A 23,641-nucleotide genomic window follows, 5' to 3' on the forward strand; every position below is an offset into this window, starting at 1 on the left:
GTCCGCTGGGGGTTCCCATTCTTCGCAGGTCGCGGGGCACGTGAGACGGTTTGTCCATATTGGGTCAGAAATGCCGGAAAGGCCCACTGTGGCGGGCGAGGCGTGCTAGGCGGCCGGAGGTGCCGCCGCGTCGAGGAGCCGGTCGAGGGCCCGGTGGGCGGACTTCCGCGCGCCGGGATCGTCCGCGCGCTCGGCCAACCACAGCGCGGCCTCGTTCATGGCGCCGGACAACTGCGCCGTCAGCGCGTCGAGGAGGCCGCCGTCCACCCCGGTCTCGGCCAGCGCGTCGCGGAGGTGGGCGGCGGAGTGCTCGGCGTCGAGCGCCCGCCACTGCGCCCAGCCGATGACGGCGGGGGCCTCCACCAGCAGCACCCGCACCGCCGGAGCGGCGGTGATCGCGTCGAGGAACGCGTGGCTGCCCGCCCGCAGCCGCGCCCGGGGGTCGGGGTCGGCGCCCTCGGCGGCGGCCACCACGGCCGCGGCCACGTCGGCCTGGAGGCGGGCGGCCACCGCGCGGAACAGGCCGGTCTTGTTGGCGTAGTGGTGGTAGACGGCCCCGCGGGTCACCCCGGCGGCGCGCGCCACGTCGTCAAGGGAGACGGCGGCGAACCCCTGGGCGGCGAACAGGTCGGCCGCCGAGGCCAGGACCTGGCGGGCGGTCTGGGCTGCGGCGGCTGCGGAGGCGCGGGGCACGGGCGGGTTCCTTTACGTGCGCTGTGTATGTAAGCTTGCCGTGTCAGTGATACATACGCATTGTACGTAAAAGGAGGACTGCCCCATGGCGGTCACCAGCTTCTACCCGGTCGTCATGTCCGCCGACGTCACGGCGGCGGCGGACTTCTACCGGAACGTTCTGGGCTTTGAGACGACCTTCGCGAGCGACTGGTACGTCAGCCTGCGGCTGGGGGACTTCGAACTCGCCGTGCTCGACCCCGCACACGGCACCGTCCCCGAGGGGTTCGGCACCCCCGCTCGCGGACTCCTCCTCAACCTGGAGGTCGACGACGTGGACGCGGTCCACGCGCGGCTGACCGGTGAGCACGGGTGCGTGCCGGTGCTGCCGCTGCGCGACGAGCCGTTCGGCCAGCGCCACTTCATCGTGGCGGCGCCCGACGGCGTGCTGCTCGACGTCATCCAGCCGATCCCGCCGACCGGAGAGTACGCCGACGCCTATGTCGGCGATGCCGCGGCCTCGTGAGAGGCAGGAGGTGTGAGGTAGGAGGTACCCCGAGGGCCGGGCGCGTGACCCCCGGCCCTCGCCGCCCCGTCGCCTCCGTCCGCCACCGACCACGGCGCCGCGCCGGCGGACGGAGGCGACGGCCACGGCTTCAGCAGCAGGTGCAGCCGGGGCCGCAGCCGCAGGTGTCCTCGGCCTCCGCCGTGGGGCGGGCGGTGAGGGCGATTCCGGCGGGGGCGCAGCAGGCGTCGCCGCGCCAGGCGGTGCGGCCCTCCTTGACGGCCAGGGCCGCGATCACCAGGGCGACCGCCGGGTCGGCCCAGGACCACCCGAGCAGCGCGTTGGCCAGCAGCCCCACCAGCAGCGCGGCCGAGAGATAGGTGCACAGCAGGGTCTGCTTGGAGTCGGCCACCGCCGTGGCCGATCCGAGTTCGCGCCCCGCGCGGCGCTGGGCCAGGCTCAGGAACGGCATGATCGCCACCGACGCGGCCGCGAGCACGATGCCGGGCACCGAGGCGTCGGCCTCGCCGCCCGCACCGGTCAGCGAGCGCACCGCCTCCACGGTGACGTAGGCGGCCAGCGCGAAGAACGACACCGCGATGATCCGCAGCGCCCGGCGCTCGCGGGCGCGGCGCGCCTCGGCGGTGCGGGCCGAGAACTGCCAGGCGACGGCGGCGGCCGAGTTGACCTCGATCAGGGAGTCCAGGCCGAAGCCGATGAGCGCGGCCGAGGACGCGGCCGCTCCGGCGGCGAGCGCCACGGCCGCCTCGACGGTGTTGTAGGCGATGGTCGCGGCCACCAGCAGGCGCACGCGGCGGACCAGAACGGCGCGGCGCGCCTCGGCCGGGCCGGATGCGGCGGGCACGGCGGGCGCGGCCATCAGCAGCAGTCCTTGTCGGCGGCGTCGGGGCAGTGGGCGTCGGTCTGCACGGCGAGCACGGCCGAGCGCAGGTCGTCCAGGGCGTGGCCGAGCCGGTGGTCGGCGAGTTCGTAGCGCACCCGGCGGCCCACCGGCACGGCCACGACCAGGCCGCAGTCGCGCAGGCAGGCGAGGTGGTTGGACAGCCGGGTGCGGCTGACGCCCAGGGACTCGGCGAGGTCGGCGGGGTGGGCGGGGGCCGCGCGCAGCGCCAGCAGGATGCGGCAGCGGATGGGGTCGGCCAGGGCGCGGCCGAAGCGGGCGAGGGCGTCGACGTCGGAGGCGATGGTGAGCACGGCACAACGGTACACAAATCCCTGAATCCACGAAAGGGTGGATGCAGGGAAAGGTGGATCCAGGGATTCGTGGCGCGTCCCTGCGGCCCGGGACCGGCAGGAGGATCCGGCGAGATGCGGCCCCGACCTCGCGCGCCCGCCCGCGGGTGACGGCCCCCGCCCGGCCTCCCCTGGAAGCACCGCCGCCCCCACCGCGCGTGGCGGTGGGGGCGGCGGGTCGGCGGCGGCCGGCCGGACAGCCGAGGAGTCGGCCGTCCGAACAGCCGGCTAGCCGTTCAAGTTCTCCGGCGCGAACTTCTTGTTGCGGGTCATGGCGTAGTTGAGCAGCCAGAACACCACGCCGATCGCCAGCAGGATCCCCGCGATCGCGTACTCGCGCAGCGGGCGCCCGGTCAGCGGGCTGGCGAAGAACACCGACAGGATCACGGCCAGCACCGGGGCGATGGTCGGCGCCTTGAAGTGCTCGTGCTCGACCTTCTCGCGGCGCAGCACCAGCACCGAGACGTTGACGACGCTGAACACCATGAGCAGCAGCAGCGAGGTGGTCCCGCCCAGCGAGGCGATGTCCAGGAAGCTCACCATGATGATCGCCAGCGCGCTGGTGAACAGGATCGCCACCCACGGCGTGCGCCGGCTCGGCAGCACCGACCCGAGCTGGCGGGGGATCACCCGCTCGTTGGCCATGCCGAACAGCAGGCGGCTGGACATCAGCATGTTCACCAGCGCCGTGTTGGTCACCGCGAACAGCGCGATCACCGCGAACAGCACCGGCGGGAACCACGGCGCGGCAGCCTGCACCACCAGCAGCAGCGGGGCGGTGGAGCCGGCCAGCTCCTCGCTGGGCACCAGGGTGGAGGTCACCAGCGCGATGATCAGGTAGACCGACGCGGCCACGCACATGCCCAGCAGCAGCGCGCGGGGGAACGTCCGGACCGGGTTCTTGACCTCCTCGACCATGTTCACCGAGTCCTCGAAGCCGACCATCGCGAAGAACGCCAGCGCGGTCGCCGAGGTCACCGCGATGAACGGCGAGGTCTCGGAGTTGAACTCCAGCAGGCGGCCGGGGTCGGGCGCCACGGAGGGGTCGGCGGTGCCAAGGAAGATCGCGTAGAGGCCGGTCAGGATGACGATCGCCAGGCCCGTCAGCTCGATGACGGTCAGCACGGCGTTCAGCCCGGCCGACTCGCCCACGCCCCGCAGGTTCACCGCCGCGATGACCAGGATGAACCCGATGGCGAGCAGCACCGGCGGGTACCCGGTGCCCAGCACCTGCTGGAGGTAGTCGCCGCTGAACGCCTGTGCCGCCGAGGAGGCCGACGTGATACCCGAGCACATGACGGCGAAGGCCACCATGAACGTCAGGAAGTGGATCCCGAACGCCTTGTGCACGTACAGCGCGGCCCCGGCCGCGCGCGGGTACTTGGTGACAAGCTCCAGGTAGCTGAACGCGGTCAGGAAGGCCACGACGAACGCGACCACGAACGGCACCCAGAGGGCGCCGCCGACCTGGGCGGAGACCGCGCCGGTCAGCGAGTAGATGGTGGTGCCAAGGATGTCGCCCACCACGAGGAGGAGCAGCAGTTTCGTCCCCATCACCCGCTTCAGCGGGCCCGCGGACTCACCCGACTCCGGTGTCGGGGTTGCCTTGGTGCTATCGCTCATGCGCTCTCACTTGTCGTCCGGCGACGGGCCGGGGCACACGCGTGCCCCGGCCCGTACGTGGCTGTCGGAACGGGCGCTGGAGGCGCGCCCGCGGACCGATGGCTGACCGGAAGGCCCCTGTGCCGTCACCCCAGGTCATGGGGTGTGGGCAGCACAGGAGGCGACCAGCCGCCACCGGACAATCTGCCTATGGTGGCCGACCGGGTGCACACCTGTCCACTCGTCCGAAACCACGCCACTTCCACGCGAAAACGGCACCAGCGGACGCCCGGCCGGGCACCCTGGACCCGACTTCGGTACCGAGGAAGCATGTCCCCGCTGCCGCCCCCGCGCAAGCGGCCGGTAGAACACGATGTGGTTTCAGCGCAACACGAAGCTGCCCGACCAGCGGCCCCAGCGGGAGCTTTTCACGCCGTTGCGGCTGGCGGCGCCGTAGGCGCGCTGGCCGGGGCGGATCTCGAAGGTGACGGCGCCGCCTTCGGTGAGGGAGAGGAGTCCGGCGTGGACGGCGGCCAGGCCCACGGAGGAGTCGTCGGTGTAGACGCCGTCGCCCCAGACGTGGCCCACGTGGCGGGGGCCGCCGGGCGGCAGGAGGAAGGTGAAGGACTCGTGGTCGCGGCCGCGGAACGCGGTGGCCGTGGAACTCCAGTCCATGGGGCCGACGAACACCGGCTGCGGCTTGGGCCGGCCGAGGAGTCCCCGCTCGGCCTCCTCGGGGAACACGAAGCTGCCCGACCAGCGGCCCCACCGGGTGCTCTTCACGCCGTTGCGGCTGGCGGCGCCGTAGGCGCGCTGGCCGGGGCGGATCTCGAAGGTGACGGCGCCGCCTTCGGTGAGGGAGAGGAGTCCGGCGTGGACGGCGGCCAGGCCCACGGAGGAGTCGTCGGTGTAGACGCCGTCGCCCCACACCCGCCCGGCGTGGCGGGTGCCGCCGGGCGGGTAGACGGCGGTGAAGACCTCGTGGTCGCGGCCCCGGAAGGTGGCGGCCGTGGTGCTCCAGTCCAGCGCGCCGAGGAACACCGCGCACCGCGCGGGCCCGGCGGCCCCCGACGCCGCGGCGCGCGGCTCCTGGCGGAACGTGGGCCGCGGGGGCGCCGAGAGGTGGCGCAGCCGCGCGGCCAGCGCGGTGGGGTCGCCGGGGCGCTGGGCGGGGTCCTTGGCCAGCAGCGCCATCAGGAGGTCGTCGAGGGCGGGCGGGATCTCGCCGCGCAGAGCGGAGGGGAGGTCGGGGGTGCGCGACAGGTGCCCGGCCAGGACCGCGACGTGGGTGTCGCCGGTGAACGGGGGGTGCCCGGTGAGCAGGTGGTAGAGGGTGCAGCCCAGGGAGTAGAGGTCGGCGCGGCCGTCGACGGCGGTGTCGGAGATCTGCTCGGGCGCGGCGTAGGCCGGTGAGGCGTAGCCCCGCGCGGCGGCGCCGCCGGCGGCGCCCACGGCGCGGGCGATACCGAAGTCGCACACCTTGATGCGGCCTTCGTCCAGCAGCATCAGGTTGGCGGGCTTGATGTCGCGGTGCACCACGCCCGCGCGGTGCGCGGCGGCCAGGGCGTCGGCCGCCTGCGCGCCCCAGTCGGCGGCGTCGGTCACCGCGACCCCGGCGGGGCTGTCCGCCAGCACGGCGGCGAGGTCGCGCCCGGCCAGCAGTTCCATGACGACGAACCGGCAGGCGGGGTCGACGCCGACGTCGTGCACCACGGTGATGCCCGGGTGGGACAGCCGGGCCGCCAGGGTGGCCTCGCGCTCGAACAGCCGCGCGGCCTGGTGGCCTCCGGCAGGGGAGCCCAGCAGCACCTTGACCGCGACCTCGCGCTCCAGGCGGTGGTCCACGCCCCGCCATACCTGGCCGAAGCCTCCGGCGCCCAGCGGCTCCACCAGCCGGTACCGCCCGGACAGCACCCGCCCCGCCTCGACCATCGTCCACCGTCCGACCTACGAAGTGACAGTCCGGCACCGGCCGCGCACCCCGCGCCGCCGGCCCCGGCGGTTCCGATGCCGCCGGTGCCGCCGTGTTGCGCATAACGCGCCCGGATCCCACCAGGATCTCTCGGACAGGGGCCGGGGAACGGGGCTGGGAAGGGGAGCCGGGAGGGAGCGCGAACGGGTGTGGGGAGGGGCGGCCGTCCCGGTCGCCCCGGTCGGCGGAGGTCAGGGGCCGCCCGAGTCAACGGCCGCCGGGACCGCCGGGGCTGGGACTGCCGGGATCGCCGGGGCGCCGGGGGCGCCGGGGGCGGTCGGCGGGGCCACGGGTGTGGTCGACGACGCGGTCAGGGGCGCGACCGGGAGCGGTACCGCAGCCACACCAGGCCGTCGTCAAGCAGTTCGGCCGCGAGCGCGGTCCACCCGGCGGGCTGAGGTCGGACGCCGCCGTGCCACACCCGCTCGCCGGGACCGGCCGTCAGCGGGTGGACCAGCAGGCTGAGTTCGTCCACCAGGCCGCGCTCCAGCAGGGCGCCCAGCAGCGCGCCGCCGCTGTCGACCCGCACCGCCCGGACGCCGTGGCGCTCGCCGAGCGCGGCCAGGGCCGCGCCCAGGTCGACCCGTTCGGCGCCGGCCACGATCTCGGGCACCGGCGGGCGCGGCCGGGGCGGCGTGGCCTCGGCGCGCAGCGCCACCACCGAGGACCAGTGTCCCGCGCCGCGCAGCGCCGCCCACTCCCGCACCCGGGCGCGGCCGTCGACCACGGCCAGCAGCGGCGCGCCCTCGGGCGCGGGCACGGGCGCGGCGCCGCGCAGCGCGGGTTCCTGCGCCAGGACGGTGTCGGCACCGGTCAGGGTGGCGTCCTCGCGCCAGGTCTGGGCCAGCGCGTAGAAGCGGCCGACGTCGGGGGAGAAGCCCGTGGTCGCGCCGTCGAGGGAGACCGCCACGTGCGCCACCACGTGCGGCCGGGCCGGGGAGTGCGCGTGCGTCGCCATGCCGCGACGCTAGCGCGTACCCCCGTCGGCGCGGGCACGGCCACGCGGGACGGCCCGGCCCTGTGGAGACGAGCGGCGGAAGGACCGGGGGAGAGGTGCGAAGGAGAGGAGCAGGGCGGGGCGGGAGGCACGGGGGAGCGGGGAGCGCGGAAGCCCGCTGGCCGGGAGACGGGCGGGAGGGAAGGGCCAGGGGTGGAGCGCGGACTCCGGGCAGCCGGAGGCCGGGGAGGGGAGCGGAGGGATGGAAGGGGCAGGAGGGGACGCGGGAGTCCGGGCGGCCGGCGACCGGCGGCCGGGAGGGGCGCGGAGGAGGGAAGGGAGGCGGGTCGGTGGGTCCGCCGACTCGCGTCGGTGGCCCCACCGCTCGCCTCGACCCCGTTCACCCGGCCGGGTCCCCCGGCCCGCCTGGCCCGGCCCGCCCGAGCGGCCGGCCGGTCCGCCGATCCGCCGATCCGTCGCCAGCGCGGTCGCACGCGCCCCCCACCGAGCCCTGCGATGGCCGGGGAGGTGTGGGCCGGTGGGTCCCCCGACTCGCGTCGGCGGACCCACCGGCCCACACCTGCTCCGTTCACCCGGCCCGGCTCGTCCGGGCGGTCAGTCGGCCGGTCAGCCTGTCAGCGGTGAGCGGTCAGCGGGTCACCCGGCCCCCTTCACGGTCCCCGCCGATCCTGAGCCGTGCCCCGCCGCCTCGGTCCGGGCGGGGTCGGCCGCCAGCACCGTCGCCAGCGACTCCCCGAGCCCGGCGATGGTCGGGGCGCTCTCCACGTCCAGTGCCCCCGGCCGGGACAGCGCGGGGTGCAGCCCGGACAGCCGGGCGCGCAAGACCAGCCGGGCCTGGGAGGTCAGCCCCAACTCCTCCAGGTGGGTGTCGCGGTCGTCGGGCCCCACCGGCACCGGCGCCAACTCGGCCACCAGGCTGCGCGCCAGGCGCTCCAGCCGCGCCTGCCGTTCGGCCGCCCCCAGCCCCGACAGTTGCTCCTGGAGCGGCGGCGCCGACTCGGCGACCGCGCGGTGCCAGCGCAGCGGGGGCAGCGGGGCGTGCGGCAGCCCCCGGTCGGGCCAGGCCGGCGTGCGGCCGTGGGTGTAGCAGTCGGCGACCGCGTGCAGCAGCGCCGTGTGCTCGTCGGTGTCCAGCGCGCCGGGGGCGCTGAGAACGGCGGGCAGCGCGTGGTGGGTGATGGTCTGGGTGATCGGGGTGGCCAGGGCCGCGTTCGGCGACACCTCCACGAACAGCGCGGGACCGGCGTGGGCGGTGCGGGCCACCGCCGCGTGCAGGTCCACGGGGTCGCGGAGCTGGGCGCCCCAGTAGGCGGCGTCCAGCACCGGCGCCGGCGCGCCGTGCCGGGCGGTGGAGGCCATCGGCACCACGGGGGCGGCCGCCGCCATCCCGGCCAGTTCGGCGGCCAGGCGCTCGGCGCCGGGGGCCACGATCCGGGAGTGGGCGGGCGGGGCGTCCGCCAGCACGCGGTGCCACACGCCGTCGGCCGCCAACTCCGCCGCCAGCCGGTCGAGGGCGCCGTAGGGCCCCGAGACCACGGTCGCCTGCGGCCCGTTGAGGACCGCGACGTCCAGGTCGGGATGGCGGGACAGGCGCTCCCGGGCCTGGCCCTCGCTCAGCCCGGTCGCCAGCATCGCGCCCTTGTCGACCACCTCCTCAAGCAGCCGCGACCGGGCCACCACCACGCGGGCGGCCTGGTCCAGCGTCAGCGCCCCGGCGACGTGTGCGGCGGCGACCTCGCCCAGGCTGTGGCCGATCACCGCATCAGGCACCAGCCCCCAGTCGGCGAGCGTGCGCGCGGCGGCGACCTGGAACGCGAACACGGCCTGCTGGGTGGCGGCGTAGCCGGCCGGCTCACCCCGCAGCGGGTTCCAGGACGGGTCGGCGCCCCAGGCGTCGAGGTGGGTGCCGACCTCGGCCAGCGCCGCCGCGAACGCCGGGGAGCGCTCGGCCAGGACCCGCCCCATGGCCGGGCGCTGGGCGCCGTGGCCGCCGAAGGCCAGGACCAGCCGCCGGGGCGGGGCGTCGGCGCGGTGGGGGCCCACCAGGCGCGGGTCGCCGTCGCCGGCGGCCAGCGCCCGCAGCGCCCGGGCGGCGTCGGCCGTGGTGGCGGCGACGACCGCCGCGCGGTGGCCGTGGTGGTCGCGGCGGTGCGCGGCGGTGGCGGCGAAGCCCCGCAGGCCGGCGCCGGCCGGGGCCGGGGCCGCAGCGCCCTCTTCGGCGGCCCGCTCCAGGGCCTCGGCCCAGGCGCCGGCGGTGGCGGCCAGCGCCTCGGGGGTGTGGGCGGAGACGGGCAGGACGTGGGCGGCGCGCTCCCGCCCGCCGTCCCCCTCCTCGGCGGGGCCGACCGCCGGCGGGCTGGTGAGGACGGCGTGGGCGTTGCTGCCGTTGAACCCGAACGACGACACCCCCGCCACGCGCTCGGGCCCCCGGTCGGGCCAGGCCACGGGCTCGGTGGGCACCCGGATGCCCAGGCGGCGCAGCGCCGGGCGCAGGCTGGTGTGCCCGGCGGTCGGCGGGATCTCGCCGTGGTGGACCGCCAGGGCCGCCGCCGCCAGACCCGCGATACCGGCGCCGCCCTCCTGGTGGCCGATGGCGCCCTTGCTGGAGCCCACCCACAGCGGGTCGTCGGCCGGGCGGGCGAAGACCCGGTCCAGGGCCTGGGCCTCGATCCGGTCGCCGGCCCGGGTGGCGGTGCCGTGGGCGTGCACGTAGGCCACGCGCCCGGGGTCGATCCCGAAGCGGGAGTAGCAGTCCGCCAGCAGCCGGGCCTGGGCGTCGGCGCTGGGCGCGCCCAGCCCCTGCGGGGACCGGCCGTCGTTGTTGAGGGCGCTGCCGGCGACCACCGCGTACACGCGGTCGTTGCGTGCGCGGGCGTCGGCCAGGCGCCGCAGCACGACCACCACCACGCCCTCGCCGCGCACGTAGCCGTCCGCCTTGGCGTCGAAGGGGCGGCAGACGTCGGAGAGGACGCCGCCGTCGTTGAAGGCGCGGGTCGCCACCGCCGAGGTCATCGAGTTGACGCCGGCGACGATCGCGATGTCCACGTCCCCCGCCTCCAGGTCGCGCCGCGCGTAGTGGAGCGCGCTCAGGCTGGCGGAGCAGGCGGTGTCGATGGTGGCCAGCGGCCCCCGCGCGTCCAGGTAGCGGGCCAGTTGGGTGCCCAGCATGCCCGAGCCGCTGCCGCCCACGTCGAGCAGGCCGGGGCGGCGGCCGGTGCCGAACACGGCGGCGGAGGCGTCGACACTGGCCGAACCGGTGTAGATGCCGGTGCGGTCGCTTGCCTCGGCGACGGTGGTCCCGGCGTCTTGCAGGGCCTCCACACCGGTTTCGGTCAGCAGCCGGTGCAGCAGCGCCATCCGCTCGGCCGTGGCGGGGTCGATGCCGAAGAACGCGTGGTCGAAGGCCGCCACCTCCTCGGCCGTGAGCGTGCCCGCCGCCCAGGGGGCGTCGGGCCGGTCCTCCTCGTGCAGCTCCGCCGCCATCTGGGCCCACCGGTCCTCGGGGACGGGGCCCAGGGCGCTGCGGCCGCTCCGCAGCAGCGCCCAGAACGCGTCGGGGCCGTCGACACCGCCGGGCAGGCGGCACCCGATGCCCACGATCGCGGCCCGGTTGTCGGCGCCGCCCGCCGCCGTCATGAGGTCCTCCCCTCGCGCCGTCCGGCCGCCGCGCGGCCGGTGGCGGACGGGGGGGAAAGGGTGGCGGCGGGGGCGGAGCCGCCGCGCCGGCCGTGGCGGGAGCCCGGCGGCGGTGCGGCGGCGGGGCCGCCGGGGGCGGGCGGTGGGCTGGAGGGGACGGGGAAGGACATGAACCACTCCTCGTAGCCGCGCGAGTGCGCTTGGTTACTTCAGGGGATCGTCAAGAGAGCACGGAAGTACGTCGGACGCAGAGCGGAACGCGCGAAGGGCGGGTGCCGAACGCGGTACCGGGGGGCACGGTGGGGGCGGGCCGGTGGCTGGAGGCGGTCAGGCCGACGCGCTCGCAGCGGGCGGGACGCGGACGGGTGGGAGGCGGGCAGGTCGGGGCGCGGCCCGGTCGCCGCCCACGCGCGTGCTCGTGCGCATATTTCCTCCTGTCTTTTCCGGTCGCGGGCGCTATGCGAACAATGACCGGTTTGCCCGCTAATGCCCTAAAGACAGTACCGCTTCATGATCGGATCGGCGGGCTGCGGGGAGGGCTCCATCGCCTGCCCTACAGGGGATGCGGAGAGACGGGTCGGGTCGGCTCCGCGACGGGCGCCGCGCACGCGTGTGCTCCACCGATGGGCCGCCAGTGCCGTCGGGGCATCGGTGCGACCAGGAAAACCGGAGTAGCGGGACACGAGCGGAAGAAGGCGGCCAAGCAGCACGAATTCGTTCGTTCCCAGTCCCCCTTTCCGGCCGAACATGATCTTGGTCACAAATCAGTATTTTGTGCGCGCCGCTGCGGGGGGTGAGGAGGGTATTCGTGCGCCGGAAGGGAAAGGGGCGCCGCGACGGACCGCTGTTTCCGGTGGTCACGGGCGGTGCGGCGGCGCCGGGTGGGCCTGGCCGGGCGCGGCGCGGGGAGCGCGCGAGGGCGGGTGTGCCCGGCGATCCAGGCGCGGAGGACAGGGGGAAGTGGTCTTTCCGAAATGCTCTTATCGGTAAGGCAACATCGGATGACATGGGCGTCGGTTGAATTCGCCCGGCCACTTGTCCCGTTGCGCGTGCTGTGATGATATACGGGCGTTTTGCCGCCGATTCTGCGACTTTCGACCGCCTCGCGCAACGGCATCGTTCCGCCGAGCCGCCCCGCCGCGCCGTTCCGCTGGTCAGGGGATGGTCCGGCGCCGTCGGCCCTCGAGGGGAGTCTGGGTGGGGGTGAGGGGCGTGCTCGGCCGGACCGCTGAGGGGCGTGGAGTGGGTTGGCGGCCCCTCCGGCGGCCATGATCGTCAAGCCGCCGAACGGTTCGGCGTGGCGGCGATCGGTCGGGGGTGGGGGTTGGGGCGGCGGCTGGCTTCGGCGGCCCCATGCCTCCTCGACCATCCGCCCCGGGACCGGCGACCGCTGCCCCGGCCCGCGCCCCGCCTCGGGCTACCGTCGTGGTGGACGCCACCGGGGACGCGGCTCCCGGTCCTCGGCGATGCACGCCGTGATCTCCCGGGGCCGCCAACAGCCCGGCGCTTCGGAAGCTGCCCTCACTGGAGTCGGTGATGTGCCGGACGGCGTCGCGCAGCAGGACGCGGGCCGCATGAGGCGGACGTCCTCCGCCGTGCTGCTCCAGGCCCTCGCGCAGACCTTGGGCGAACGCCGTGACGAAGACCGGCTCCGCTCGGTCCCGAGCGCGGCCGCCGACTGCGGGGCGCGCGTCCACGAACGCGAAGTCGGCGCCTCCTGCGGGTAGCGGTTCGACGTCCACCCAGGCCAGGGCGAACGTCCCTCCGCAGCCTCCGCGCTTGTGATACCGCGCCTCCACGTCTCGCAGGGCGCGCGGGATGGCGGGCGGCGGGGGGAGCAGGTGGCGGCCGATGGGCCGGGCGGCCGGTTCTCGGTCAGCGCGCGGTACGCCTCGCGCAGGACGAGGTCGGCCACCACGTCGAACAGGTCCCGCGCTTCGCGCGGAGCGGTGCCCGGTTCGGGCCACTCGACCTCGCGCAGGACCGCGTGCGTCCGGTAGCCCGGTGGCCACTCGCGCGACGGGATTGTCGCGGCGTCCCCCACGGAACGGCGGAACCACCGAAGCGCAGGCCCGCCCGAGCGCCGAGGTCAGGGATGCCCGCACCGAAAGGCGGTCGAGAAGACACCAAAACATTCCGGAAAATCGCGCTCCGAGACTGGAATGTTGCCGAAAGTTCTTCTTACGATGGAGGCCCTTCAACGCCGGTCCCGGTCGGTGGCCCCCGCGACGGCAGCCCGCCGGACGTCCGCAGGCGCCCGGCCCGGCCGCCGCGCCGGGGGACGGTACCCCCTCCGGACCGGCGCACATCCCCCACTCGGCGCGCGGCGGCGGATCCGCCGGCCCGGCGCCCTCGGCGGCGGGCCGCTCCCGCCGGGCGCGCGCCGCCCCTCGGAGGTCCCCTTGCCCTTCCATCGACACCGCCCCCGGTGGGCGGCCGCGGCCGCCGCCGTGGTGCTGAGCCTGGCCGCCGTGCTGAGTTCGCAGACCGGCGCCGCCGCCCAGGCCGATCCTGAGGACAGCGGCGCCGACTGCGCGGTCAACCCCGGCCAGACCGCCTCCACGTCCCTGCTGCCCGACCCCTTCACCCGGCTGGACGGCACCCGCATCACCCGCACCTCGGAGTGGCGCTGCCGCCGGGCCGAGATCCGGGAGTTGGCCGAGACCGCCGTCTACGGCCAGAAGCCCCCCAAGCCCGACAGCGTCACCGGGACCGTATCGCGGACCGGTATCACCGTGAACGTCTCCCATCAGGGCCGCACCGCGAGCTTCACCGCGAGCGTCGACCTGCCCAGCGGCACCGGCCCCTTCCCGGCCGTCGTGGTGCTGGGCGGGATGGGCGCCGACACCGCCACCATCCGCTCCTCCGGCGCGGCCGTCATCAACCTCGACCCCTACGCGATCGGCCGCGAGGGCACCCCGCGCAACAACAAGCAGGGCGCGTTCTACACCCTCTACGGCTCCTCCAGCGGTACCGGGCTGCTCATGGCCTGGTCCTGGGGTGTGAGCCGGGTCATCGACGTCATCGAGCAGTCGGGCGGCAGCGTGCTGCGGGCCGACTCCACCGGCGTGACCGGGTGCTCGCGGTTCGGCAAGGGCGCCTTCGTGGCCGGCGCGTTCGACGAGCGCATCGACCTGACCATGCCCATCGAGTCGGGCACCGGCGGCGTGCCCGCGTTCCGCTCGGTGGCCCGGGAGAGCGGCGCCCAGCCGCTGAGCAGCGCCTACTCCGAGCAGCCGTGGCTGGGCGACGCGTTCGGCTCCTCCACCGGCAACCCCGCCGGCCTGCCGGTGGACACCCACCAGATCGTCGCGATGGTCGCCCCGCGCGGGCTGTTCATCATGGAGAACCCGCACGTGGACTGGCTGGGCGCCACGTCGGGCAGCGTGGCGGCGCTGGGCGGCGCCGAGGTGTACCGGGCGCTGGGCGCCGGCCAGAACATCTCCTACTGGTCCGACGTCCAGGACGGCACCCACTGCGCGTCCCGGTCGGAGTGGAGCGGCCCCCTGCGCCAGCACATCCAGCGGTTCCTGGTGGACACCGGCAGCGCGCCCGGCGTCTTCCGGGTCTCGCCCCGGGATTCGGGCGACCTGTCCGCCTGGCGCAACTGGCAGACGCCGACCCTGACCAACGACGGCACCGGCGGCGGCGACAACGGCGGCGGTGACAACGGGGGCGGTGACGACGGCGGTGGCGACCCGACCGGCTCCTGCACCGCCGAGTTCGCGGCGGTCAACACCTGGTCCGGCGGCTACCAGGGCGAGGTCGCCGTCCGCAACACCACCACCGGGGCGCTCAACGGCTGGACGGTCACCATGGACCTGGCGTCCGGACAGTCCATCGGAAGCCTGTGGAACGGACGGCACACCACCAGCGGGGGCACCGTCACGGTGACCAACACCCCCTGGAACGGCACCGTCGCGGCCGAGGGCACGACCACGTTCGGCTTCACCGCCACCGGCTCGGCCGCCCCACCCACGGGGCTCACCTGCGCCAGCCCCTGACCCGGCCACCGCCGGTTCCGGTCCCACGGGACCGGTCCCGGCCCCACCGAACCCGAGCCCCCGTTCCGGCCCCACTCCCAACGCCGGAGCGGGGGCTCGGCCGCCCCCTCCTGCCGCCTCTCCCCGAGCGCCGTCGTTGTGCTCATTGCAGTCATGACTGCAACGACAGTACGCTGATCCGCATGGAACCACCCACCGCAGCCGAGGCGGAGTTCGTCGAGGAGGTCGCGGCCTTCTTCGAGGAGGAGGGCATGCCGCTGATCGCCGGTCGCGTCATCGGCCGCCTGCTGGTCTGCGACCCGCCCGAGCAGACCCCCGCCCAGTTGGCCGAGGCCCTGGCGGTCAGCCGCAGCTCGATCAGCAGCGCCGTCCGCCTGCTCACCCCCAGCGGCCTGGTCCGGCGCACCCGCAGGCCCGGCCGGCGCGACCAGTACCTCAGCATCCCGCCCGACGGGTGGAGCCGGATGCTGGCCGCCCGCTACGCCAAGACCGCCGCCTTCCGCCAGGTCACCGAGCGCGGCCTGGCGGCGCTGGCCGACGCCCCTCCCGAGCGCCGGGAGCGGCTGGCCAACGTCCACCGGCTCTACCTCTTCCTGGAGGACGAACTGCCCGCCCTGTGGCGGCGCTGGGAGCGCCGCGCCGAGGAAGAACCCGCGCCCGGCCGCGCCGACACCGGGGAGCGGGCATGACCGACACCGCACCCGCCGCGCGCAGCCACTGGATCCGCCGCCCCGAAGGCGACCTGCACGTCCTGGAGGCCGGAGGAACCGGAGAGACCGGAGGAACCGGGGAGGCCGGGGCGACCGGAACCCCCGTGGTGCTGCTCAGCGGCGCCGGCGTCGACAACGCGCTGCTGAGCTGGCGCCGGCTCATCCCCGCCCTCGCCCCCCGCCACCGGGTCCTCGCCCCCGACTGGCCCAAGCAGGGGCGCAGCCGGCCCTGGCGGGGGAAGGCCACGCACTCCGCCATGCTCGACGTCGTCACCGCCGTGCTCGACCACTTCGGCGTGGAGCGCGCCGCCCTGGTCGGGCTCTCCCAGGGCGGCGCGCTCGCCCTGGCCTACGCGATCGACCACCCCGACCGGGTGGACCGCCTGGTGGCGCTCGCCCCGGCCGGCGTGCTGTCCTTCCCGCCCGTCGTGCACCAGCTCCTGTGGCTCACCGCCAAGACGCCGCTGCTCAACAGCACCCTGCCGACCCTGGCACTGCGCGGCCGCCCGGCCGTGGCGCGCTTCGTGCGCGGCGCGCTCATCCCCGGGCCCACCGACGACTTCGACGCCGTGGTGGACGAGGTCCACGCCGAGGTCCGCGCCTCCGGCGCCGGATCCTCCGACTGGCAGAACGACTCCATCGGCTTCCTGCGCATGCGGGTCGACCTGCGCCCCCGGCTGCCCGAGATTGCCTGCCCCGTCCTGTTCATCCAGGGCGACCGCGACGTGGGCGTCCCGCCCGCGCGCACCGCCGAGGCGGCCCGCCTGGTGCCCGGCGCCCGGCTGGAGGTGCTCGAAGGCCACGGCCACTGGGCCAACCGGCAGTCGCCGGAGCGGGTCAACGCCCTGATCGCCGACTTCCTGGCCGAGTAGCGCCGAACCCCGAAGGGGCGCGCCGCCCGCCTCAGGCGCGGCGGGGCGCCCGGCGCAGCAGCAGGCCCAGGGCGATCATGCCGACCCCCAGGACGAGGTGCAGCCAGTTGTCCGCCGAGTTCAGCGGCACGAAGTTGGCCCCCGAGTGCGGGTCCACGAACAGGCCGTACAGCCACAGCAGCAGGTAGACCACCCCGCCGCCGACGAGGTACCCCCGCGCCGCCGCCGGCCGCGCGGCCGCCGCCAGCCCGGCCAGGCCGAACAGCAGGTGCACGATGTTGTGCAGGATCGAGACCTGGAACAGGCCCAGGAGCATGGCGGTCGAGTGGTGCCCGGCCCAGCCCAGGTTGTCGTAACCGGTGGTCACCCCGGGGATGAAGCCGAGGATTCCCACCACGAGGAAGACGGCTCCCACCACACCCGCCGCGATGCGCGCGGGGCCGTGGGTGGCGTCGGTGGTGTGTTGCGCTGAGCGGCTCATCTCGCTCCTCCTTAGGGATGGGACGGCCGGGGAACGGACCGGACCCCGGCCGGCACAGGGGCGCCGCTACCCCGCGGCCCGCGCCGCAACCCGCTGTATCCGGACCGGGCGCCCCCGGCCGAGGTCAGGCCGGGTGGCGCACCCGCTGCCGCTGCCGCTCGTCGAATTTGCGCGTGCTGCGCGGCCGGGCGTAGGGCTCGGCCTCGGGCGGCTGCCCGGCGCGGACGGCGCGCCCGCGCTGCATCTCCGCGTCGAACTCCACCCCCAGCAGGACGGCGATGTTGGAGATCCACAGCCAGACCAGGAACACGATCACGCCGGCGAGCGTGCCGTAGGTCCGGTTGTAGCTGCTGAAGTTGGCGACGTAGAACGCGAACGCCGCGGAGGCCACCAGCCACAGCACCACCGCGATCGCGCTGCCCGGCGTGATCCAGCGGAACCCCGGCGGCTTGACGTTGGGCGCCGCCCAGTACAGCAGCGCCAGGATGAAGATGACGAAGAGCAGGATGACCGGCCACTTCGCGATGTTCCAGACGGTCACCGCCGTCGGCCCGATCCCCAGCAGCGCGGCGGCCTGCTGCGCCAGCCCGCCGGTGAAGACCGCCGCGATCGCGCTCACCGCCACCAGCACCACCACCACGAGCGTGATGCCCACGCGCAGCGGCAGCAGCATCCACCAGGGGCGCCCCTCGGGCATGTCGTACACCGCGTTGGCGGCGCGCATGAACGCCGCCACGTAGCCCGACGCCGACCACAGGGCCACCGCCAGACCCGCGATGAACGCGATTCCCGAAGCGCCCCGGCTGTTCTGGAGGCTGGTCAGCACCTCGGTGAGGATCTCGCGGACGTTGGCCGGGGCGACCTGGCCCAGGGCGTCGATCAGCGGCTGGATCGCCCCGCTGCCGAACAGGCCGAGCAGCGACACCAGCGCCAGCAGCGCCGGGAAGATCGACAGCACCGCGTAGTAGGTGAGCGCGGCGGCCCAGTCGCTGAGGTTGTCCTCCTTGAACTCGGCGGCGGTGCGCCGCAGGACCCCCACCCACGACCGCTTGGGCATGTCGGTCGGCTGCTCGGGCGGAGCCTGCCGCCCGGCCCCGGCCTGCGGTGGGGCCTGCTGCGGACCGTGTCGCGGGTCCTGTTCGGGGTCCTGGGGCGGAGTCTGCTGCGGAGCCTGCTGGGGCGGGATCCGCCCCGCGTCGGCTTCGGGCCGCGCCTTGGCGTGCCGCTCCCCATGCCGTGCCACCCGCCTCACCTCCGAAGTACTGGCCCGGTCCGTGGCCGGTCCTCGCTCGTCCGATGCGGTCCGGCTACCCAGGCACGGCGCGCCGATACACCCAATCCCCCACGAGTGGTCGGGGCGGGTGAGGGGGCACCGAGGGCGACGGGTGGCGGGAGCGGGCGGCCATCGGATTGCAGGGTGTGTGGTCGGGGCGGGTGACGGGGGCGGTGTGCGGCAGCCCCTGCCGTCCTACGGCTTGCGGGCCACCCCGCCGTACTCGGCGACCGGGCGGACGGCGCCGATATCGGTCGTCTCGGGGCGCCACAGGGAGCACGAGACCACGCCCGGCTCCAGCAGCTCCAGGCCGTCGAACAGCGCCGCGATCGCCGCCGCCGAGCGGATCGTCAGCTTGGGCGTGCCCTGCTCGTTCCACGCGCGGGCGACCTGGTGGGCGCGCTCGTGGTCGATGTCGTCGGTGGGGTGGGAGACCACGAGGTAGCTGCCCGGCGCCAGCGCGCCCAGCAGCCGGTCCAGGACCGCGCGGACCTCGGCGTCGTCGGCGACGAAGTTGACCACGCCCAGCAGCATCAGGGCGACCGGCCGAGCCAGGTCCAGCGTCTCCCCGGCCGCCGCCAGGATCCGGTCGGGATCGCGCAGGTCGGCGTCGACGTAGGCGGTGGCGCCCTGCGGGGTGCCCGAGAGCAGGGCGCGGGCGTGGGCGAGCACCAGCGGGTCGTTGTCGACGTAGACCACGCGCGACTCCGGCGCCAGGGACTGGGCGACCTCGTGGGTGTTGTTGTGGGTCGGCAGCCCGGTGCCGACGTCGAGGAACTGCCGAACGCCCCGGTCCCGCACGAGGTGGGTGACGGTGCGGACGAGGAACGCGCGGTCGGCCAGGGCGTTGTCGACGATCTCGGGGAAGAACGAGCGGATCCGCTCGCCCATCTCGCGGTCCACGGCGTAGTTGTCCTTGCCGCCCAGCCAGTAGTTCCAGATGCGGGCGTTGTGCGGCACGGAGGCGTCGATCGCGGTGGAGGGGGTCTCGGGGGGCACGGCGGTGGGTCCTGCTTCCTGGGGAGCGCGCGGCGGGGAGCGCGGGGGAGGGGTGGGGGAGGGGTACCGGACCATTCAAGGGCTCCGGCGAAGCGGCGGGCAAGTCCGGCGGCCCGTGTCGGCGCGGCCGGATCGGGCCGCGCCCCTCTCTCAGCCCACGTCCCGCCTCAGTCCTGCTCCCCTCCCTCCTACGCGGCCGGGTACTCCGCGTACAGGCAGCCGACGCCCTTCTCGATCCACTCCGGCTCGGACCAGTCGGGGTAGCGGGCCGTCAGCACGCCCGCCACCTCGGCCGCCGTCCGCTCCTCGGGCACGCCCGCGTCCCGGCGTGCCCACGTCTCGTCGCGCAGCAGGCGGAGGCAGCCCTCGGCGTCGGCCAGCAGGTCCGGTCCCCCGACCGCGCCGTGGCCGGGGACGACCGTGCGCGGCTCCTCGGCCGCCAGCCGCCGCAGTGCCGCGATCCAGCCGGGGCCCGACACGTCGGTGTCGTGGGGCGGGAACCACGGGAAGATCGGGAACTGCCCGGCCTCCACCAGGTCCCCGGTGAACACCACCCCGGCGTCGGGCACCTCCACGACCTGGTCGCCCCGGCTGTGCGCCCGGCCCACGGCCCGCAGCCGCACCACGCGCCCGCCCAGGTCCAGTTCGGCCGACTCCTCGTAGACGACGTCCGGCGCGGTCAGGTCCACGCCGCTCAGGTGCCGGGCCACGTGGTCGCCCAGCCCCCGGAACATCTCCAGGTAGCCCGGCCCCTTGGCCGCGAGGTCGGCGGTCTGCGCCCGGTTGGCCAGGTAGACGGCCCGGTCGGCGAAGACCCGGGCGCCGAAGGCGTGCTCGGGGTGGAAGTGGGTCGTCGTCAGGTACAGGCGGCGGTCCCCGGCGCGGGCGGCGGCGTAGGCCAGGACCTCCTCGGCGCTGTCCGGCCCGAGGCCGGTGTCCACCACCAGCACGGCGCGGGTGCCGCCGATGACGCCGATGTTGGGCACCAACCGCACCCCCTGGTCGGGGATGACCACCAGGTCGGGGGCGATCTCGCGCGCCCCCTCGGTCCGCACCCGGGGGTCGGTGGTCTGGCGCTGCGCCATGGTCGGGGCTCCTCACACGAGCGGGTTGCGGGCGGCCGAAACCGGGCGGCGCCCGCCGACGTCTTCTGCGCCCCCAGTCCAGCGCGGGAGGGGTGCGGGCGTCCAACACCGGTCCGGTCGGCCCGATACCGCGCGGATATCGTGTCTGCTCATGGAACTGCGCCTGCTGCGCTACTTCGTGGCGGTCGCCGAGGAGCGCCATTTCGGCCGCGCCGCCGAGCGCCTGCACATGACCCAGCCGCCCCTCAGCCGCGCCATCAAGCAACTGGAGGCCGAGGTGTCGGCGCAACTGCTGCGCCGCTCGGCGACCGGTGTCGCGCTCACCCCCGCCGGGACCGTGCTCTATGAGCGGGCGCGCGCCCTGCTGGACCAGGCCGAGTGGGCGCGCGCCGACGTCGCCGCCGAGGCGGGCGCCGCCGCCATCACCGTGGGCACCCTCGCCGACAGCGCCGAGCAGGCCGGGCCGCTCCTGGCCGCCGCCTACCGCGAGCGCCATCCCCGGGTCCGGGTGCGGGTGCGCGAGGCCGACTTCGCCGACCCCACCGGCGGGTTGCGCGCCGGGCTGGTGGACGTGGCGCTGACCCGGGCGCCCTTCGACACCGCCGGGATCAGTGTCCGGGTTTTGCGGGCCGACCCGGTCGGCGCGGTCCTGCGGGCCGACGACCCCCTCGCCGCCCGCCCCCGCCTGCGCGTGGCCGACCTCGCCGACCGCCCGTGGTTCCGGCTGCCCGAGGGCGCGGACCCGGTGTGGAGCGCCTACTGGACACCGGCCGGGCCGGGCGGCGCCGGGGGAGAGGGTCCCGTGGTCCGCACCGCGCAGGAGTGCCTCCAGGCGGTGCTGTGGAACGGCACGGTCGGCATGGCGCCGCTCACCCACACTCCGCCCGAGGGCCTGGCGGCGGTGCCGCTGGCGGACGTGCCGCCCAGCCGCCTGGTCGTGGCCTGGAACCGGGGCGACGCCAACCCGGCGATCCGCGCCTTCATCCGGGTCGCGGCCGAGCTGTGGGGCGCGGCGGCGCGGTAGCCGCCGCCCGGTTCAGTCCAGCCGGCCCGCCACCCGGCTCAGGTAGGCGTCGCGCGAGGGCAGCAGGTGGGCGCGGCAGGTGTCGGCCAGCAGGTCGGCGTCGCCGCCGCGCAGGGCCTCGATCATGGTCCAGTGCTCGCGCCGGCTTTGGTCCAGGAAGTCGGGCGAGGTCACGGTCACCGAGCGCATGGCGTGGGCCATGCGGGCGTGCCGGCGGATCGTCTGGGTGAGGACGGTGTTGTCGGTCAGCGCGAACAGGGCGTCGTGGAAGGCCATGTTGGCGCGCACGACCGACCGCAGGTCGCCGGCCTCGATGGCGGAGTCGTGCCGGTGCTGGAGTTCGGTCAGCTCCTCCACGCAGCCCTCGGCGACCGGCAGTTCGATCAGCCGCGCGGCGCTGACCTCCAGGATCTCGCGGACCCCGTAGAGGTCGCGGACCTCCTTGGCGGTGTAGGAGCGCACGAACGCGCCGGCGTTGGGGCGGCGCTCGGCCAGCCCCCGGGTCTCCAGTTCGCGCAGCGCGCTGCGCACCGCGTGCCGCTTGGCGTCGAAGCGCGCCATCAGGTCGTCCTCGACCAGGCGTTCGCGCGGATAGCGCAGGCCGAGCACGATCTCCTCCTCCAACTGCTCGGCGAGGTCGAGCGAACCCGTGGCGCGTGTGCCGGGCACGTGCGTTGTCCCTTCCGTGACGGGGTCGCGCGTGATGCGCGGCTCCCATGGTAGTTGCGCGGACCACATCGCCGTGGTTCCATGGCCGAGCTTCATTGCCGAGATTATCAATAATGGAGTCGATAATGACTGAGGATCGGGCCGAGCGCCCGGAGGGGCCGCGCGGCATGCGCGGCAACCTCACTAACTACGGCGACGCCGGGTTCGCGCTGTTCCTGCGCAAGGCGTTCATCAAGGGCGCCGGCTACACCGACGACGCCCTGGACCGGACCGTCGTGGGCATCGTCAACACCGGCAGCGGGTTCAACCCCTGCCACGGCAACGCGCCCCAGCTCATCGAGGCCGTGCGGCGCGGGGTGCTGCTGGCCGGCGCGCTGCCGGTGGAGTTCCCCACCATCTCCCTGCACGAGAGCTTCGCCCAGCCCACCAGCATGTTCCTGCGCAACCTCATGTCCATGGACACCGAGGAGATGATCAACGCGCTGCCGGTGGACGCCGTGGTGCTCATCGGCGGCTGCGACAAGACCGTCCCCGCCCAGCTCATGGGCGCCGCCTCGGCCAACAAGCCGGCCATCCAGCTGGTCACCGGCTCCATGCTCACCGGCGCCTACCGGGGCGCGCGCGTGGGCGCCTGCACCGACTGCCGGGCGTTCTGGGGCCGCCACCGGGGCGGCGAACTGGACGAGGCCGAGATGGCCGAGGTCAACGGCAGCCTGGTGGGCAGCGTCGGCACCTGCTCGGTCGCCGGCACCGCCAGCACCATGGCCTGCGTCGCCGAGGCCATGGGCATCGCCCTGCCCGGCAGCGCCACCCCGCCCGCCGTCACCGCCGACCGGATGCGCGTCGCCGAGCTGACCGGGCGCCGCGCCGCCGAACTCGCGGCCGAAGGGCTCACCGTCGACCGCATCCTCACCCCCGAGGCGATCGAGAACGCCCTGCGCGTGCTGCTCGCCGTGGGCGGCTCCACCAACGCCATCGTGCACCTGGCCGCCGTCGCCGGCCGCCTGGGCTACACCCTGGACCTGGACCGGTTCGACCGGATGAGCCGCGACACCCCCGTCCTGGTCGACCTCAAGCCCGCCGGCCGCCACTACATGGAGGACCTGCACAAGGCCGGCGGCGTGCCCCGGCTGCTGCGCGAGATCCGCGACCTGCTGCACCTGGACGCCCTCACCGTCACCGGCCGCACCCTGGGCGAGGAGCTGGACCGCTCGCCCGAGCCGTTCGAGCAGGACGTCATCCGGCCCCGGAGCGCGCCGGTGTACCCCCTCGGGGGCATCGCGGTGCTGCGCGGCAACCTCGCGCCCAACGGCGCCATCATCAAGCAGGCGGCGGCCGACCAGGACCTGATGGAGCACCGGGGCCGCGCGGTGGTCTTCGAGGACTCCGCCGACCTGGCCGCCCGCATCGACGACCCCGACCTCGACGTCGAGGCCGACGACGTGCTCGTGCTGCGCAACATCGGCCCCGTCGGCGCCCCCGGCATGCCCGAGGCCGGCTACATCCCCATCCCCCGCAAGCTCGCCCTCCAGGGGGTCCGCGACATGGTGCGCGTCTCCGACGGCCGGATGTCGGGCACCGCCGCCGGCACCGTTGTGCTGCACGTCTCGCCCGAGGCCGCCGTGGGCGGCCCGCTGCGCCACGTGCGCACCGGCGACACCGTCCGCCTCAGCGTGCGCGACCGCGTCATCGAGCTGGAGGTGCCCGAGGAGGAGCTGCGCCGGCGCGCCGAGGAGGCCCCCGCCGCACCGCCGCTGCCCGCGCGCGGCTACCGCCGGCTCTACGTCGAGCAGGTGACGCAGGCCGAGGAGGGCTGCGACTTCCGCTTCCTGCGGTCGGAGACCGACCGGGGCGCGGTGCCCGCCGACCCCGCGTCGCCCGGCCGCGCCTCCGCCGCGTCCGCGCCCGCCCCCGGGCACGGCTGA

General features: G+C 75.2%; 20 protein-coding genes. 7 read left to right on the forward strand and 13 right to left on the reverse strand.

The window, feature by feature from the left end; all coding sequences use genetic code 11:
* Window positions 1-105: 105 nt before the first annotated feature.
* The gene (locus LG943_RS15230; protein ID WP_270072947.1) at window positions 106-693 is read right to left on the reverse strand and encodes a TetR family transcriptional regulator; all 588 of its coding nucleotides are present in this window, start codon (window positions 691-693) and stop codon (window positions 106-108) included.
* Between the two features lie 85 nt (window positions 694-778).
* Between LG943_RS15230 and LG943_RS15235 the strand changes: the two genes are divergently transcribed.
* Window positions 779-1,198 (forward strand): VOC family protein, encoded by a 420-nt coding sequence (locus LG943_RS15235; RefSeq protein WP_270072948.1) that lies wholly within the window; start codon window positions 779-781, stop codon window positions 1,196-1,198.
* A 130-nt stretch (window positions 1,199-1,328) separates the two neighbouring features.
* Here the strand turns inward: LG943_RS15235 and LG943_RS15240 are convergent, their stop codons facing one another.
* The 7 genes from LG943_RS15240 to LG943_RS15270 form a co-directional block, all read right to left on the reverse strand.
* The gene (locus LG943_RS15240; RefSeq protein WP_270072949.1) at window positions 1,329-2,057 is read right to left on the reverse strand and encodes a cation transporter; all 729 of its coding nucleotides are present in this window, start codon (window positions 2,055-2,057) and stop codon (window positions 1,329-1,331) included.
* Window positions 2,057-2,392: an ArsR/SmtB family transcription factor gene (locus LG943_RS15245; RefSeq protein WP_270072950.1), complete on the reverse strand. Its 336-nt coding sequence runs from the start codon at window positions 2,390-2,392 to the stop codon at window positions 2,057-2,059. Before LG943_RS15245 ends, LG943_RS15240 begins: the two co-directional genes overlap by 1 nt.
* 267 nt (window positions 2,393-2,659) lie before the next feature.
* Window positions 2,660-4,054: an APC family permease gene (locus LG943_RS15250; RefSeq protein ID WP_270072951.1), complete on the reverse strand. Its 1,395-nt coding sequence runs from the start codon at window positions 4,052-4,054 to the stop codon at window positions 2,660-2,662.
* A 360-nt stretch (window positions 4,055-4,414) separates the two neighbouring features.
* Window positions 4,415-5,965: a protein kinase domain-containing protein gene (locus LG943_RS15255; protein ID WP_270072952.1), complete on the reverse strand. Its 1,551-nt coding sequence runs from the start codon at window positions 5,963-5,965 to the stop codon at window positions 4,415-4,417.
* Window positions 5,966-6,315: 350 nt separating this feature from the next.
* Window positions 6,316-6,963: a RibD family protein gene (locus LG943_RS15260; protein WP_270072953.1), complete on the reverse strand. Its 648-nt coding sequence runs from the start codon at window positions 6,961-6,963 to the stop codon at window positions 6,316-6,318.
* 636 nt (window positions 6,964-7,599) lie between these two features.
* Entirely contained in the window at window positions 7,600-10,599 is a 3,000-nt protein-coding gene (locus LG943_RS15265; protein WP_270072954.1) for a type I polyketide synthase, read from the reverse strand.
* Between the two features lie 491 nt (window positions 10,600-11,090).
* On the reverse strand, window positions 11,091-11,360 hold the full coding sequence (locus LG943_RS15270) for a hypothetical protein (RefSeq protein WP_270072955.1): 270 nt from the start codon (window positions 11,358-11,360) through the stop codon (window positions 11,091-11,093).
* Window positions 11,361-12,173: 813 nt separating this feature from the next.
* Between LG943_RS15270 and LG943_RS15275 the strand changes: the two genes are divergently transcribed.
* The 4 genes from LG943_RS15275 (at window position 12,174) to LG943_RS15290 (ending at window position 16,185) form a co-directional block, all read left to right on the forward strand.
* A complete protein-coding gene (locus LG943_RS15275) occupies window positions 12,174-12,326 on the forward strand; it encodes a hypothetical protein (protein ID WP_270072956.1) in 153 nt (50 codons plus the stop codon).
* A 675-nt stretch (window positions 12,327-13,001) separates the two neighbouring features.
* The gene (locus LG943_RS15280; RefSeq protein ID WP_270072957.1) at window positions 13,002-14,603 is read left to right on the forward strand and encodes a glucuronyl esterase domain-containing protein; all 1,602 of its coding nucleotides are present in this window, start codon (window positions 13,002-13,004) and stop codon (window positions 14,601-14,603) included.
* A gap of 182 nt (window positions 14,604-14,785) precedes the next feature.
* Window positions 14,786-15,292: a GbsR/MarR family transcriptional regulator gene (locus tag LG943_RS15285; RefSeq protein WP_270072958.1), complete on the forward strand. Its 507-nt coding sequence runs from the start codon at window positions 14,786-14,788 to the stop codon at window positions 15,290-15,292.
* The gene (locus LG943_RS15290) at window positions 15,289-16,185 is read left to right on the forward strand and encodes an alpha/beta fold hydrolase (protein ID WP_270072959.1); all 897 of its coding nucleotides are present in this window, start codon (window positions 15,289-15,291) and stop codon (window positions 16,183-16,185) included. Before LG943_RS15285 ends, LG943_RS15290 begins: the two co-directional genes overlap by 4 nt.
* A 31-nt stretch (window positions 16,186-16,216) precedes the next feature.
* Here LG943_RS15290 and LG943_RS15295 read toward each other — a convergent pair whose 3' ends face one another.
* From LG943_RS15295 to LG943_RS15310, 4 genes are all read right to left on the reverse strand, one after another.
* Window positions 16,217-16,666, reverse strand: a complete 450-nt coding sequence (locus LG943_RS15295) for a DUF4383 domain-containing protein (protein ID WP_270072960.1) — start codon at window positions 16,664-16,666, stop codon at window positions 16,217-16,219.
* Window positions 16,667-16,790: 124 nt separating this feature from the next.
* On the reverse strand, window positions 16,791-17,909 hold the full coding sequence (locus LG943_RS15300; protein ID WP_333486370.1) for a YihY/virulence factor BrkB family protein: 1,119 nt from the start codon (window positions 17,907-17,909) through the stop codon (window positions 16,791-16,793).
* A 225-nt stretch (window positions 17,910-18,134) separates the two neighbouring features.
* Window positions 18,135-18,938 (reverse strand): SAM-dependent methyltransferase, encoded by an 804-nt coding sequence (locus tag LG943_RS15305; RefSeq protein WP_270072961.1) that lies wholly within the window; start codon window positions 18,936-18,938, stop codon window positions 18,135-18,137.
* 188 nt (window positions 18,939-19,126) lie between these two features.
* On the reverse strand, window positions 19,127-20,023 hold the full coding sequence (locus LG943_RS15310) for an MBL fold metallo-hydrolase (protein ID WP_270072962.1): 897 nt from the start codon (window positions 20,021-20,023) through the stop codon (window positions 19,127-19,129).
* Window positions 20,024-20,174: 151 nt separating this feature from the next.
* Here LG943_RS15310 and LG943_RS15315 point away from each other — a divergent pair, with 151 nt between their 5' ends.
* Entirely contained in the window at window positions 20,175-21,047 is an 873-nt protein-coding gene (locus tag LG943_RS15315; RefSeq protein ID WP_270072963.1) for a LysR family transcriptional regulator, read from the forward strand.
* A 12-nt stretch (window positions 21,048-21,059) separates the two neighbouring features.
* On the opposite strand, the gene LG943_RS15320 is transcribed toward LG943_RS15315, so the two are convergent.
* Window positions 21,060-21,716, reverse strand: a complete 657-nt coding sequence (locus LG943_RS15320; protein WP_270072964.1) for a GntR family transcriptional regulator — start codon at window positions 21,714-21,716, stop codon at window positions 21,060-21,062.
* Between the two features lie 125 nt (window positions 21,717-21,841).
* Between LG943_RS15320 and LG943_RS15325 the strand changes: the two genes are divergently transcribed.
* Entirely contained in the window at window positions 21,842-23,641 is a 1,800-nt protein-coding gene (locus tag LG943_RS15325; RefSeq protein WP_270072965.1) for an IlvD/Edd family dehydratase, read from the forward strand.

Source organism: Streptomonospora mangrovi, from assembly GCF_027604915.1.
Lineage (GTDB): Bacteria > Actinomycetota > Actinomycetes > Streptosporangiales > Streptosporangiaceae > Streptomonospora > Streptomonospora mangrovi.

Coding starts and splice junctions, on each gene's coding strand:
- LG943_RS15235 (WP_270072948.1), top strand. CDS start 779: ATGGCGGTCACCAGCTTCTACCCGGTCGTCATGTCCGCCGACGTCACG.
- LG943_RS15240 (WP_270072949.1), bottom strand. CDS start 2,057: ATGGCCGCGCCCGCCGTGCCCGCCGCATCCGGCCCGGCCGAGGCGCGC.
- LG943_RS15250 (WP_270072951.1), bottom strand. CDS start 4,054: ATGAGCGATAGCACCAAGGCAACCCCGACACCGGAGTCGGGTGAGTCC.
- LG943_RS15255 (WP_270072952.1), bottom strand. CDS start 5,965: ATGGTCGAGGCGGGGCGGGTGCTGTCCGGGCGGTACCGGCTGGTGGAG.
- LG943_RS15260 (WP_270072953.1), bottom strand. CDS start 6,963: ATGGCGACGCACGCGCACTCCCCGGCCCGGCCGCACGTGGTGGCGCAC.
- LG943_RS15265 (WP_270072954.1), bottom strand. CDS start 10,599: ATGACGGCGGCGGGCGGCGCCGACAACCGGGCCGCGATCGTGGGCATC.
- LG943_RS15275 (WP_270072956.1), top strand. CDS start 12,174: ATGAGGCGGACGTCCTCCGCCGTGCTGCTCCAGGCCCTCGCGCAGACC.
- LG943_RS15285 (WP_270072958.1), top strand. CDS start 14,786: ATGGAACCACCCACCGCAGCCGAGGCGGAGTTCGTCGAGGAGGTCGCG.
- LG943_RS15290 (WP_270072959.1), top strand. CDS start 15,289: ATGACCGACACCGCACCCGCCGCGCGCAGCCACTGGATCCGCCGCCCC.
- LG943_RS15295 (WP_270072960.1), bottom strand. CDS start 16,666: ATGAGCCGCTCAGCGCAACACACCACCGACGCCACCCACGGCCCCGCG.
- LG943_RS15310 (WP_270072962.1), bottom strand. CDS start 20,023: ATGGCGCAGCGCCAGACCACCGACCCCCGGGTGCGGACCGAGGGGGCG.
- LG943_RS15315 (WP_270072963.1), top strand. CDS start 20,175: ATGGAACTGCGCCTGCTGCGCTACTTCGTGGCGGTCGCCGAGGAGCGC.
- LG943_RS15325 (WP_270072965.1), top strand. CDS start 21,842: ATGACTGAGGATCGGGCCGAGCGCCCGGAGGGGCCGCGCGGCATGCGC.